The sequence below is a fragment of the Acinetobacter sp. AS167 genome (assembly GCF_037152175.1).
In the GTDB taxonomy this organism is placed as follows: Bacteria; Pseudomonadota; Gammaproteobacteria; order Pseudomonadales; family Moraxellaceae; genus Acinetobacter.
The window spans coordinates 469,808-484,325 of the sequence record NZ_JBBCMP010000002.1; the positions used below are offsets into that span (position 1 = coordinate 469,808).

Genomic DNA, 14,518 nt, shown 5'->3' on the forward strand with positions numbered 1-14,518 from the left:
GAATAATCTTGATTAAAAAACTTTCATCCTACATATTCATTAATAATAAAATTATTATCCCCATAACATAATCCATATACAATTTCATACTTATAAAATTGATCAATATTTTTTTCAACGTATGGAATTGAATCAAAAAAACTCAACTTAACCTGATTTAAATTATAAAGTACTGTATATAGCTTACTTAAAATTTTATTATCATTACTTTCTTGAATAAAAAACTCATTAATTTCATTTAAATCATCATGTTTTTTTGACAAGAAGTAATGAACAAATCCATTCAATATCATTTTTGAAACAAATATATTTAAGGTGGTTTGGTTTATTTTAATACAATCCAAAATAACATTTAAATAATCTTTACAATTAAAATATTTAGAATCCCAAATTATATATTTATAAAATTTATCACTCTTTATAGAATAAAAATTATCAAATTTATTTTCAAATTCACTCACATTAAAAATATGTACAAATAACTTATTCAAGAATTTTGAAATTTTTTTATTTTCCATTCTACCTAAGATCACTTCCAAAATTTTCATTACATCCAATTTCTTAGATTCAACAATTAAAAACACACGTTCATCAATACTAAAATTTGACCATAACTCTTTATCAGCATAAACATACTTGAAAAAGTTACTTAAATTATACAAATAGTTATCTTTGCTTCCAAAAATCAATTGAAATAAAAAAAAAGTTTTTATAAACTGATTTTCATAGTATTGTAACTCTGTTCTAAAACAAAATGAAATAACAACAGACTGAATAATATTTATTGCATATTCAATTTCTTTATCTTCATACCCCTGTTTATTTAAAAAATCGTATAAATTTGATATATAATTTAACGAAAAAAAATCTTTTATGCTTTCTACCAAATCAATTTCTTCATTTCCATTCACATAAAATAAACTGAAGTCATTATCAAAATCCTTTTTCAGAACCCAGCTATCTTCGATTAAAAACTCGTCATTACTTCTTGAATTTAAAAACAAAGAACAATGGCTATTTAATAGGTTGTTTATTTCCATTTTCCATCACTACCTTTAGTTTGAATACAAATATTCTCTATTTCTTTATTAAGCTCAGGAACGACATTTCTTCCAATCCCTTTTGCACCAGGTTCATTTGTTTTAACCATAATACCATCTGGATGTGTACTTTCACCGGATAACATCTCATCATTTACTACATTTTTATTGAGAATAGCTCGCCCCTTCTCTGTCACAGTAATAACAACTCTCGTTTTTTCTTTTCCTGGATTAAAATCTGATCCATCATTAACCCAAATAGCTTTAGCGCTTGGTTTTCCATTACTTCCAATAATAGGAACTAACCCATTATTTGCTTTAATTGCCAAAGCTTCCGCTTTAGAAACATATCTTGTAATTTTATGTCCAAAGGATACTTTACAAGTATTTTTAGTTGCCTGTAAACCATAAGGATCTACCCACTCAATCGGATTAGGAGCATACTGATAAATATTGCTTCCACCCAACAACCCAATCGGGTCTTTACTAACAAACCTTCCTACATAAGGTGAATAATACCTATAACGGTTATAGTGAAGTCCCGTTTCTTCATCGAAATACTGCCCTTGGAAGCGAATGTTGTTGCTTATAATTTCTGAGTTCTCAAAGAAATTAGATTTGTTTTTCTCAGCTCTACACTCACCCCATGCCTTATATTGCGCCTTCCAAATGATTGCACCTGTATGGTCACTCATTTCTTGCGGTGTACCTAAATGGTCACAATGATAGAACCATACATCATTAAAGCCTTTGCTCTTCTTCGTTGTTTTCCATAACGGATCACGATAAATACTATAAGGTTTATTACTCCAATCTACACTTTGATGTACTTCTACCTCACCCAAATAAACCGCTTGAACTAAAGGAATAAAACTGCCTTTTTCATAAATATAATGTTTGGTGTAATCTTCAGTAGATTCAAAAGCAACTGTATCTCCATCCCATCCATAAAACACATTCTGTTCAGCACCTGTATGATGGTGCTTACTACGTTTCTGAATACGACGACCTAGCGCATCGTAACAATACTCAGCTGTATATTCAGCATTACGGCTTTTCATCAAACGACCAAATACATCCCATTCAAGATGTAAATCACCCTGAGCGTTCTTTTGTCGAACGAGCTGCCCAAATTCATCATACTGATATTGTTGTTCTAAATATTCTTTAACAATATTATTGACCAGACGGTTATAGCCATAATGTCCTTCTTCTGTATTTTGCTTAGATGACTTATCAGAAGCCATATTGTAAGGGTCAATAATATTGTTGGCAGGGTCAAAACGGAATGTTTCCTTGCCTAGTTTGCTCGTTGCATCCAATAAACGTCCTACAGGGTCATATTTGTAGTTAATATTCCCGCGACGTGTATCTTGAATACCTGTGAGCTGTCCTGTTTTATCGTACTGATATAAACGCTGAATCAGTTGCTGGGTTGTATTGATTGCATTATTTTGCTGTTGGGTTTGAGATCGATAACCAAATTCATGACCATTGACAATCCTTTGCTGTGTTAAGCGTCCGATATCATCATATTTCTGTTCTTGGCTAATTCCATTGGCATAGTGCCGTGCGGTTTCTCTGTGTAAATCATCACGCTCAAAGCTAACAACATCTTCACCATTCAAGATTAGGCTTTGAACATGACCACTGCCATAAGTGAGCCAGTCGATATTTTGCCCATCAGGTCGAATCGTCTGAATCCGCACATTCAGCTCATCGTAAGTATGTTTCCACACGGCTGTTTTATTGGTTTTTAAATCCTGATGATGTTCACGGATTTGATTACCAACCGCATCATAGAACCAGTGTGCAGCACTGTCTGCATTTCTTGCTAAGACAAGTTGCCCATTGCTGTCATAGGCAAACTCTTCTATTTGTTGCTGTTCAACTTCATGAGAGTCATAGCCATAACCTGCCGTACGCTGTTCAAGTCGTCCCATGCTGTCAAATACAAATTGCTGTATACGGTCTTTTTGTACAACACGGTCTTTTAAATCCTGACCATAAGCAGAAGCAACTTCGATACTGGTTGTCAGTTGTTTAGTTCTGTCATCGTATTTATAGACTGTTTCTTTTCCATCGAAATCAATTTCTTTCAGCAAACGCCCCATGACGTCATAGAAGAACTGGTAACTTGCACCATTTTCATTTATTAACCTCTGCAGGCGACCAAGCTGATCCCATTTGTACTTAAGCTTATGACCTAATGCATCTGTTCGCACAGTGATTAGACCCGACTCATCATACTCGTATCGGGTTTGTTGTTGATTTGGATCAAGGTGCGCAAGTAACCGCCCTTCGGCATCATGTACAAAATGTTCTTCAGTGCCATCAGCATGTTTGATTTTTTCAAGTTGTCCTAAAGCATTTAATGGAACACCTTTAATAATGGCCGTTCTTTGTTCAAGGTCTGATTCAGAATAAAAGTATTCGACTTTTTGTTTTAATGCATTCTCGGCAAACTTAACCCGACCACGCTCATCATATCCCCATTTGGTTTCTTTGCCTGAACAATCCTGATAACTGAGTAAATTACCCTGTGCATCATATTTAAATGATTTCGAGCCACCTTTGGCATCAATAATACTGGTCGGTAATCCTTGAGCACTATAACTGTATGAAGTTTCACGCTGTAACGGATCTATTTCTTTGATCAACTGATCTTTATTATCATATTCATTTTTCCAGATAGCTCCTTCAGCATTTTTAATTTCTACTGGATTACCATTTTCATATTTATATTCGACTGAACTGCCATCGGGATTGATAGATTCTAATAAATCACCCTGATCGTTATACCGATAAATATAGACTTCACCAGTCGTTGTAAAGTGCTGAGTGATTTTTGAATTACTATCACGGATAAACCATTCTTCTAGTTCATCAGGGTAAACAATACGATAATTATAACCATCAATATCATAATGATACTGAGTTACATTACCCTCGCCATCAATTACTAAGGTACAACGCTTATCATCTAGCCATGCTAAAGATAATTCTTGGCTACCGTCATCTGCCCATTCATGAAATGCTCTGGCTTCATATGTTTCACCATCCCATTCTAGATTTATTGCTCGATTGGTTAAGTCCGTATAACGGGTAAGTAAATGTTTATGATAAGAATAGTGATAATTCGCATGATCTCGAGTGGTTGCCTGTATTAAATCACCTTGCTGATCATAAGAATAACTTGCTATATCCGAACGCTTACCATCTTTGTTAAGAATCAGCTTTTCAATTTTTTGATTTGAATTTTTTATGCATTCAATATAACAGTCCAGTTTTTTATCATTAAAAAACTCGATCTTATTTAATATACCTTCTTCATGCCCAATAAGTATGGTGCTTTGATCAGGTTTTACAATTGCTTTCAGAATGTAGTGATCTTTATATTTTTCAAATAAATATTGTTCCTTATTTTTATACTCAATGACCAAACTATTACCAAGATTGGTAATATACAAATTTTCAGCAACAGATAAATAAGTTGTATTTTCAGCGAGTTTAGGAAGGTGAATAATTCGCCCTGTCTCATCGACATATAAAAATTTGTCATCTTCAACAAAAATTTTCAGTGTCCAAGGTGTAAGCCATCTTGCACCAAACTCACTCTTATCATAGCCTTCCAAATTAGAAGCGTAGCTTCGAGTTTGGTAAATTCCTCTTGTTGAAAATATGTCAGCATCAAGATGAGTGAGAGATTCAACACCAGTTATAAAACTAATACTTTTTTTACTTGCGACAGCCCCACCACAATTACATGGATTTGGATCTTTTTTAGGTTTTGTAACTTTTGATTTACTTTCCAAAGGCGCCGCGGGTGTAACGCTTTTAACTTGTGTTGTTGTGTTTGGTTTTACAGCACCACCTTTTGGTCTTCTTTTTAATACTGATTTTAATATTTCAATAAATTTTAATAGATACGTCTTTGCTTTTGCCTTAATTGCTTGAGCAGCTTTTGCACCAAATGTTTTTATTTTAGTTGCAACTGCTAAAAGTGCCGCTTTCCCAGCTGCCCCCAATCTTGCCAAAATTTTTTGTAAAACTTGATTTGCAACTTGTCCCACTTGCGCTGAGGCAGATAAGGTGAGTGCTTTAAACAAGTTATCAAAGGTATTTTTAGGATCTCGGATTAAACTACCTGTAGTCACCTTGCTAAAACTTTTCTGTGCATCTTTTTGAGCATTTGCAATCGCTATAGGGTTAACAGCCTGACCATTTGCAATATTGATTAAGCCCGATGAAAAATCATTAGATATTTTCATCGCATAATCTGAACAGCCATTGATTAAAGTATCAATTTGCCCTGTCGCTTTATCTACGAAAGGTTGTATTTGACCCGCAAGAGCATCATTTAAACTAGCTTGTATTGCACTTTCCACAGCCAAAGCTAAAGTAGTTTTACCTGTAGATACTGCATTTCTTGCCGCCATGACCATCGGCCTTAGGGTCATACGAGCTGTATTCATTCCTGGAGGGACTGGAATAACACCAATCAAATTAATACAAAGATCTACCCAATCTAATATGGCTGGATTTGGATTGTTAACCAAATTGATAATACCTTCGACCACATCAACAAGAGCAATAATATTACCGACTACAGGAATAACGCCTGCAACTTGAGCAAGAGTATTTAAATCAAAATCAGGACTAATATTTTGTTTTAGCCAATCATTGATGCTATTTCGACTTGATACAATATCTTGAGGTGCAATACTTTGAAGTGGGGCAACCACTACTTGTGTTTTTAAACTATTTGCTAATGTTACTATTGCTTGTTTTTGTTCTGGAGTTTGGTTTCCTGGCTTTGAAGGAACCATGCCTAATAGACCCATGTTTTATTCCTTATTTTTTTAATTTATGAAGATTAGCTACCAAACTTGAAGCATTACTAAATGCCTTAGACACATCTGATCTTGTATTTTTCATTTTTGAAATCGAATTAAATATCATATCTGGATTAAAACCTTCTAATTGTTGTACTGTTGGCCATTCAGCTTGTCTTTTTAAATCGCTAGTTTCAGCCCAAGGGTCTCTTTGATCCCCTTCAAAAAATACTTTAACTGAGCCAGGAACAATACCTGTAACACGTGCAAAACCTTTATCATCAAGCACGCCTTGATACTCTTTACCCTTAACATCAACTACTTTAAATTTCCCTTGTTTTATCGCCTCACCATGAATATAGCTATTGAAAAGCTCCAACACACCTTTGGCATTATTTGACTTCAATGATTGCTGTGAAGTATTGATATGCGCTCCAGGTTTAAACACATGCTGCCCAGCATTCACCTCAAACTTTCCACCTGTTTTTGGGAAAATTCCTGAATTATTCAGTGCAATTTGCGATGAACCACCTGTAATCACAACCTCTTTAGGACTACTAATCACTACTTTGTCATCAGTAGATGAAATGGTAATTCCCAGCTTGGCAAATACATCTAAAGCATCTGACTGTGCCTGAATTTCAACTTTACTTTGCGCTGCAATGGCTTTAATGCCACCTTGAGCAGCAAATAAACTGAGTTTGTTTTGCGCGTGTGCAATCAAATTCTTTTGCGTACTCAAGTTGATGCTATCGCCTGCAATCTGATTGATCTGCGAATCTGCAGAGATATGAATATCTTCAGGGGTACTTAAGGCAATCCCATCTTGTGAGCTTAATAAAAGCAGGGCTTTATTGAATTTAGCAATTTTTTGCTCGAGCTGTTCTGTAAATTCTTTTAGTTGCTCAATCGATTCTATTTCATCCGTCTTTTGATTCTTGGCAATATCACTTAAGGCTTTACTGTTGGTCTGGCTACCTTCAAGTTGCTTTTTGGCAAGCTCTGAATCAAGGTGATCACCTTTGGCTTGGTCTTGTTTGTAGGTCGAAAGCAGTAAACCTTGCCCTGCGCGTAGTGCTCCCCATTGGTCAGTTCTCAGCTCAAAACCTTCTCCACGATCATCACTTTCTGCTTTGTCTTTTGGATGACTCAGTTTGCCCAAGTTGAGTTGGCTGGCGCCATGACTACTCTGTAACTGGCTGCTGATTTGGCCAGTAGTATCGTCAAACCTCAGTTGATTGTAGCCACTACCTTGATACTCTCGACTTTTTATTCCTGCCAGTTTCTTGGTATCAGGCAGTTTGCCTTTGTCATCAAACTTGCTTGGATGACGTTGTGCTTCATGGATGCGCCCAACCACAAAGGGACGGTCAATGTTGCCATCAAAGAAGTCAATTACAACAATCTCACCGATTCTCGGTAAGAACCGCGCACCATAGCCTTCGCCTGCCCATGGGGTCAGGACATCGACCCAAGCTGAATCTGTGTCATTGTCATTAGAACCCGCACCGCCATCATGGGTATTGTCTTCATTACGGCTAAACAGGAAGCGAACTTTGATACGCCCCCATTCATCAACATGAATTTCTTCTCCGCTTGGCCCCACCACTTTGGCCCGTTGTGGTGATGCAATCGGTCGGTGTTGTAATGGGTTATAGGCTGGAACCGTGCTGATATTACGACGTTGAATGGTTAAATTACTGGCTTGACGTTCATCACTCGTGTTGCTGGTGATTTGACTTGTTTGCCAATTGCTTTGTTGGACTAAAGCGGTGACTTGATCGGTGAGATCTTTAGGTAAGTTATTTTGGTTATAAAAGCTTTTAGCCGTGATTAAAAATTCTTTGTCTGCACCTGAGTGTTGATCTATCTCAGGATGTTCATTTAGTTCAAACCAATAACCAACATGTGCATCGCGCACAGTTGATGTTGCTGTAAATTGTTTGGCTTGTGAATCGTAGTAGTTGCTGAGGTTTTGGTTAAACTTTTCAATCTGACTATTGCCCGATGGCGTGGCACCATCTTCGCCATTAAGGTCTTGAATCCATGCAGGACTAAAGTGCCAGGCTTGTTCTAAAGCTAAACTGGCATTGTCATAATTTTCACTATGGCTGTGTTTACTTTGAACACTGCCAGCGCCTTCATCAATATCCAATACATCAGCTTGCCAACGCTGGATATACACTGAAGTCGGTTGAATGGAACGCTGACCAATAAAATTGGTAATTGAATCAGTTTTTTCTACGGCGCTGCTTCTATGGAAGCGAATATTGCGGCGTTCTAAGGCACTGAATTGCGAATTATCATCAATTAAACGAAGCTTTTGTGCTTGAATTTGTTCTGTTGAGCTCGATACTTTAAGCTGAGCTTCATCGATCAACCAGTTAATCCCTTCACTTCTCATCAAACGGGTCAGGAAGTCAAAATCACTTTCAGATGCTTGCATAATGAATGGGCGCACATCATAGTCTTTGCTTAAGCCACTCTTATCTAGACTCAGACTTGAGGCAAACAGTGGGCTGCGTTGTGCCCATTCTTGAAACACGGTCTGGATCACATCCACAACCGACTTATTCATAAATACTCGAGAGTTTCTACGATGTTTCCAAAGTGCTGTTGGGTCTTCTACAGTCAAACGATAGATAGTAAGAGAACCATCAGATGCGCCAATATCGGCTTGGGTCACAATCCCTGAAATACGGGTTAATTCGGATTTATCTGTGACGATATCAATTGCAGCTTGAGTTCCAATAAAGCTTTTTAAAGGGATAGTTGCTGACGTTGCAAGACAGATGAGTTGGAGCCGAACACCCTCATTGATTTGATGTGTTCCATCGATACGTTGTAGGAACACCTGTTGGCTCAACGCCGAATTAGAAAATTGTACGTGAATCGCACGTTTTTGTGCTGATAAGCCAAGCTGCTCCAAAGCAGCGTAAATATTGTTAGACATGCATTATTATTTAATTTTAAATTGTGATGTATTCTACTAAAAAGTTAGGTGGACTGTCTATACAGACCTGTCTATTTATTATTGGTTATTTACACAACACTGACTAGGTTTTGAATATGCCCGTTTTAGCTCAATATCATTATTGATAATGGTCATTTGCACTGATTAAAAACTTGAAAGCGCGCTTAGAGTTTTTTCACCAAACATAAGTGATCAACAGCTCAAGATAAAAAGCTAAAATATCAAACGTATATAATATTAATATTGGGTTCTTATTCACGCTCTAAAATACGGGGACCAGATCCTTCGTGTCTTAATATATCTTCTGGATTACGTAAAGGACATTGTTTTAGAGATAAACAACCACAACCGATACACCAATCCATTTCATCTCTTAAACGTGTTAGTTTTTGAATACGCTCATCTAAATCCTTACGCCAATGCGATGATAACACTGACCATTGTTCTGCGGTTAATTTGCTTCCCATAGGATAAACACTTAATGCATTTTTAATTTCCTCCAGAGAAATTCCGACTTTTTGTGCAACCTTAATAATTCCAATATAACGTAAGACAATTGATGGAAAACGACGCTGATTTCCATTTGTTCTGATACTTTTAATTAGCCCTTTTGACTCATAAAAATGCAAGGTTGAAACGGCTACACCACTCCGTTTAGCCACCTCTCCTACTGTCATCATTCGATTAAAATCAATTTTTTCTTCTGCCTGCATTTTGATATTTCTCAACATTACTTGAGGTTTTATAATTCAGCAAAGTACATTTGTCAATTGATCTTAGCTGCCATGGCTTTTCATCATTACAACTCAAAATACAAAAAACGTTATCGCCAATTTAAGCCATTATAAAAATCTTATCCCTCTACAAATTTTCTGATCAAAGCCCATTGACCTAAATATAACTTGAGGTTTTAGACTGCTTGCCACAGCTGTTACGAGTAACAACAAGCTATTCATTTTAAAGGTTTTAATCATCCAGTCTTATTTCTTCAGGAAATATTCTCATGCCATGTTTCATTAAATTAAGTTTAGAAAGCCAATGGCTGTGGGCCATCAGCAGATGTTGTCTTGCGCTTCTGTTTCTAAGTTCAGGACTTAATAAAATTCTTGCTGTAGAAACAGGATTTTTGGAAATGCAGGCGGCTGGTCTAGAGCCTGCATGGTTATTTAATTATGCTTCTGCGTTGATTCTGCTTGTGGGCGCTTATTGTATTTTATTTGAGCGACATATGTGGTTTGGCACACTGATTCTTTCCGTATTTTTAGCACTGACAATTGTGATTGTGCATCACTTTTGGAACATGACTGGTCTTCAAGCCAATATCGCCTTTTACTTTGCACTTGAACATATTTCAGTGATTGGCGGTCTTTTAGCGCTGACCATTGCCAGTCATTTTCGACAACAACTCAGCAACATTGGAGTTGTCGCATGAAAAACAACAAATGGCTTTTTCTAATCGCGCTCATTTTAATTCTCGTGGGTGTCACAATCTATTTTTATTTAAATTCTCGTTCCAGTGAAACGCATCAATCTGGCGCTTATCCTCCAGTCAAAGTGGCATTGAGTTCAGTGGTCGAACAAAGTATTCCACAGACACTTTCCAGTATTGGTGAGTTGGAAGCAATCCGACAAGTCAAAGTGTCAACAGAAACAACAGGTATGATCAAACAGATTTATTTCCAATCTGGACAAGCTGTTCAACAAGGTCAAATACTGGTTCAACTCAATACCGATGTGGAACAAGCTCAATTAGGTCGCTTGCAAGCCAAATTGAAACAAGCCGAAATGGCCTATCACCGCAGCAAACTTTTGATTGATAGTCATGCAATTTCACGGGCAGAAATGGATACCGCATTGGCTGATCGAGATATGACGCGTGCAGAAATCCAACAGCTACAAGCCAGCATAAAACAGAAAGCGATTCGAGCCCCCTTTTCTGGTGTCATGGGAATACGCCAAGTACATCAAGGACAATATTTAGAGGCAGGCACTGGTATTGCTAATCTGGTCGACTTTCGACAAATTCTTGCCAATTTCACATTGGATGAACAATTGGCATCAAGGTTAAAAATCGGACAATCTGTACAACTCAAAATTGATGCATTTCCTGAAAAGTCCTTTACAGCTGTGGTCAGTGCAATCGAACCGATGATCACAACATCGCGAACTGTGCAGGGGCAAGCAATTTTAAATAACCATGATCAACAGTTAAAACCGGGCATGTATGCCAAATTAGACATCCAAGAATCTGAACGCCCAAGCTTGGTCGTTCCTGAAACTGCAATTACCTATACGGCTTATGGCAATACTGTCTTCCTTGCAAAACAAGACCAGAACAAGCTGATTGTACAACGTGTGGCGGTAGTGCTCGGTGAGCGCCATCAAGCCAAAGTTGTAGTCAAATCTGGGCTCAAAGCAGGTGATCAAGTTGTTGTATCAGGACAACTTAAATTAAGTGATGGTATGCAAGTTGAGCCGACCATAAATACACTTGAGCATCCCCAACCTTCCTCGATCAAGCCCAAAGTCTAGGGAGATAAGCGAATGAAATTTACTGACCTTTTTGTAAAACGCCCTGTATTGGCCTTGGTCGTCAGCACCTTGATCTTGCTGGCGGGCTTGTTTTCCCTGAATAAACTGCCTATCCGACAGTATCCTTTACTTGAAACTTCAACGATAAGTATCAATACAGAATATCCCGGTGCATCTGCTGAGCTTATGCAAGGTTTTGTCACCCAACCCATTGCTCAAGCAGTGTCTTCGGTAGAAGGCATCGACTATCTCAGTTCTTCTACTGTACAAGGTCGTAGTGCTGTAACCTTACGCATGCAATTAAATCGTGACTCAACCCAAGCGTTAACAGAGGTGATGGCAAAGGTTAATCAAGTCCGTTACAAATTACCAGAACAGGCATTTGATCCAGTCATTGAACGTTCTTCAGGTGAATCTACCGATGTTGCCTATATCGGATTTTCCAGCGAACAACTGTCCTTGGCGGAATTAACAGATTATTTGTCTAGGGTGGTAGAGCCCATGCTGTCTACAATTGATGGCGTTGCTAAGGTACAGACCTATGGCAGTCAGCGTTTGGCTATGCGGATTTGGTTGGATGCCGATCGTTTGGCCAGTCGTGGTGTAACTGCCGCCGATGTCGCCAATGCGATCCGTCAAAATAACTATCAAGCCGCACCGGGTCAGGTCAAAGGCGAATTGGTGGTTTCAAATGTCAATGTTTCCACAGATCTCACCAGTATTCAGGACTTTAAAAATCTGGTGATACGCAATGATGCTCAAAATCTAATTCGTCTACAAGATGTGGCAACAGTTGAACTTGGCGCTGCTTCGACAGAAACAAGTGCCTCTATGGATGGTAAACCTGCAATTTTTGTTGGTCTACAAGCGACGCCTACAGGCAACCCCTTGGTGATCGTACAGGGAATTAAAGATAAATTGCCTGAGATCAAGAAAACTTTGCCACCGGGGGTTACAGTTAATCTTGCCTATGAAACAGCCCGTTTTATTGATGCCTCTATTGATGAAGTTTTACATACTTTTATCGAAGCGCTGATTATTGTTATTGCGGTGATCTATCTGTGTTTAGGTTCTTTACGTAGTGTCTTGATCCCTGTAGTGACAATTCCACTGTCAATGTTAGGTGCCTTGGGTTTAATGCTGTTATGTGGCTTTAGCATCAATTTACTCACACTTTTAGCCATGGTACTCGCCATCGGCTTGGTTGTAGATGATGCAATCGTAGTGGTTGAAAATATCCATCGGCATATTGAAGAAGGTGCATCCCCAGTTGCAGCAGCTTTGATCGGGGCACGAGAAGTCGCAGGCCCTGTAATTGCAATGACCATTACACTGGCCGCAGTGTATGCTCCGATTGGTTTAATGGGTGGATTAACTGGTTCCTTATTCAAAGAATTTGCTTTTACTTTAGCCGGTGCAGTTTTGGTTTCAGGGATTATTGCCTTAACCCTGTCTCCTGTTATGAGTTCATTTCTACTTCTATCCAAACAGCAGGAAGGTAAAATGGCAAAAGCAGCCGAATGGTTCTTTGAACATTTGACCCAGCTTTACAGTAAATTGCTCAATTTTTCCTTACATCATCGTTGGATCACAGTCGTTTTTGCGATCGCTATTTTTATTAGCCTTCCATTGCTTTACCAACTCCCTCAAAAAGAATTGGCGCCCAATGAAGATCAAGCCAGTGTATTGGCAGCCATCAAAGCACCACAACATGCCAATCTGAATTATGCTGAGCACTTTAATCAAAAACTCGATGAAATCTTCTGGACTTTCCCCGAAACCAGTACCACGTGGATTATTAATGGTACAGATGGGCCTGCATCAAGTTTTGGTGGAACAACCCTTTCCACATGGTCTGAGCGAGTGCATTCTGCGGATGAAATTCAACAGCAACTTCAAGCCAAAGTTGGTGATGTAGAAGGCAGCAGTATTTTTGTATTCCAAAATCCTGCGCTTCCCGGTTCAACAGGTGGTTTACCCGTACAAATGGTGTTACGTAGTGCACAAGACTATTCAACCATTTATCAGGCGATGCAGAACATCAAGCAAAAAGCCCGTGAAAGTGGCCTTTTTGTGGTGGTCGACAGTGATCTCGACTTTAATAACCCCGTGATTCGAATCGAGGTTGATCGGGCCAAAGCCAATAGTCTGGGTATTCGTATGCAAGATATCGGTGAAGCCTTGGCGACATTGGTTGGTGAGAATTATATCAATCGTTTTAGTATGCAAGGTCGTGCCTATGATGTGATTCCTCAAAGCATCAATACACAACGTTTGACAGCTCAAGCACTGACACGACAGTTTATTCGTACCGACCAAGACACACTGATTCCCTTATCGACTGTGGTCAGTCTAAGTGAACAGGTAGAACCCAATAAACTCACTCAATTTAATCAACAAAATGCTGCAACTTTTCAGGCAATCCCCGTCGCTGGGGTTTCCTTAGGTCAAGCTTTAAGTTTTCTGGAACAGGCTGCATCTGAATTACCGACTGGATTTAGTTATGACTGGCAAGCCGATGCACGTCAGTATGTACAGGAAGGTAACGCTTTGATGTTTGCATTTTTAGCCGCGCTGATTGTGATTTATCTGGTTTTAGCCGCTCAATATGAAAGCCTAATGGATCCATTTATTATTTTAATTACGGTTCCGCTGTCGATCTGTGGCGCATTAATCCCCTTGGCTTTTGGACTTGCCACAGTCAATATCTACACTCAGATTGGTTTAGTCACACTGATTGGACTGATTAGTAAACATGGTATTTTAATGGTTGAGTTTGCCAATGAATTGCAAGTTCATGAAGGTTTAGATCGGCGAGCGGCTATTCTAAAAGCTGCTCAAATTCGTTTACGTCCAATTCTGATGACCACAGCAGCAATGGTGTTTGGGCTGATTCCACTCCTTTTTGCCACAGGCGCTGGTGCACATAGTCGTTTTGGCTTAGGGCTTGTGATTGTCTGCGGTATGTTGATCGGGACCTTCTTTACGCTTTTTGTCTTACCTACCATTTACAGTCTGTTGGCTCGTCAACACAATCAAGACCTTCACTCTAGCCGTTTACAAGCGCTACAACAGATTGACCAACAGGCGCAAAAATCATGACGTTGAGTGGGCTGAACAACCAGCATGCTGCTGTC

The 14,518-nt window shown here is 38.7% G+C and carries 7 protein-coding genes; 3 read left to right on the plus strand and 4 right to left on the minus strand.

The annotated features are described in order from the left end of the window. Window positions 1-23: 23 nt before the first annotated feature. From WFN33_RS05490 to soxR, 4 genes are all read right to left on the minus strand, one after another. Window positions 24-1,040 (minus strand): hypothetical protein, encoded by a 1,017-nt coding sequence (locus WFN33_RS05490; protein WP_336951955.1) that lies wholly within the window; start codon window positions 1,038-1,040, stop codon window positions 24-26. After that, window positions 1,031-5,884 carry an RHS repeat-associated core domain-containing protein gene (locus tag WFN33_RS05495; RefSeq protein WP_336951956.1) on the minus strand — a complete coding sequence of 1,618 codons (4,854 nt, stop codon included), beginning with the start codon at window positions 5,882-5,884 and terminating at the stop codon, window positions 1,031-1,033. The genes WFN33_RS05490 and WFN33_RS05495 overlap by 10 nt, the downstream gene beginning before the upstream one ends. Before the next feature lie 10 nt (window positions 5,885-5,894). Beyond that, window positions 5,895-8,828, minus strand: a complete 2,934-nt coding sequence (locus WFN33_RS05500; RefSeq protein WP_336951957.1) for a type VI secretion system Vgr family protein — start codon at window positions 8,826-8,828, stop codon at window positions 5,895-5,897. A gap of 272 nt (window positions 8,829-9,100) precedes the next feature. Beyond that, window positions 9,101-9,562, minus strand: coding sequence for a redox-sensitive transcriptional activator SoxR (gene soxR / locus WFN33_RS05505; RefSeq protein WP_336951958.1), 462 nt, complete (start codon window positions 9,560-9,562; stop codon window positions 9,101-9,103). A 290-nt stretch (window positions 9,563-9,852) separates the two neighbouring features. On the opposite strand from soxR, the gene WFN33_RS05510 reads away from it, so the two are divergent. Genes WFN33_RS05510 through WFN33_RS05520 form a run of 3 tightly spaced genes read left to right on the plus strand, consistent with a single transcriptional unit; the run spans window position 9,853 to window position 14,483 of the window. Beyond that, a complete protein-coding gene (locus WFN33_RS05510; RefSeq protein WP_336951959.1) occupies window positions 9,853-10,281 on the plus strand; it encodes a DoxX family protein in 429 nt (142 codons plus the stop codon). Continuing rightward, on the plus strand, window positions 10,278-11,381 hold the full coding sequence (locus WFN33_RS05515) for an efflux RND transporter periplasmic adaptor subunit (RefSeq protein WP_336951961.1): 1,104 nt from the start codon (window positions 10,278-10,280) through the stop codon (window positions 11,379-11,381). Before WFN33_RS05510 ends, WFN33_RS05515 begins: the two co-directional genes overlap by 4 nt. Window positions 11,382-11,393: 12 nt before the next feature. After that, on the plus strand, window positions 11,394-14,483 hold the full coding sequence (locus WFN33_RS05520; protein ID WP_336951963.1) for a MexW/MexI family multidrug efflux RND transporter permease subunit: 3,090 nt from the start codon (window positions 11,394-11,396) through the stop codon (window positions 14,481-14,483). The last annotated feature ends 35 nt before the right edge of the window (window positions 14,484-14,518 follow it).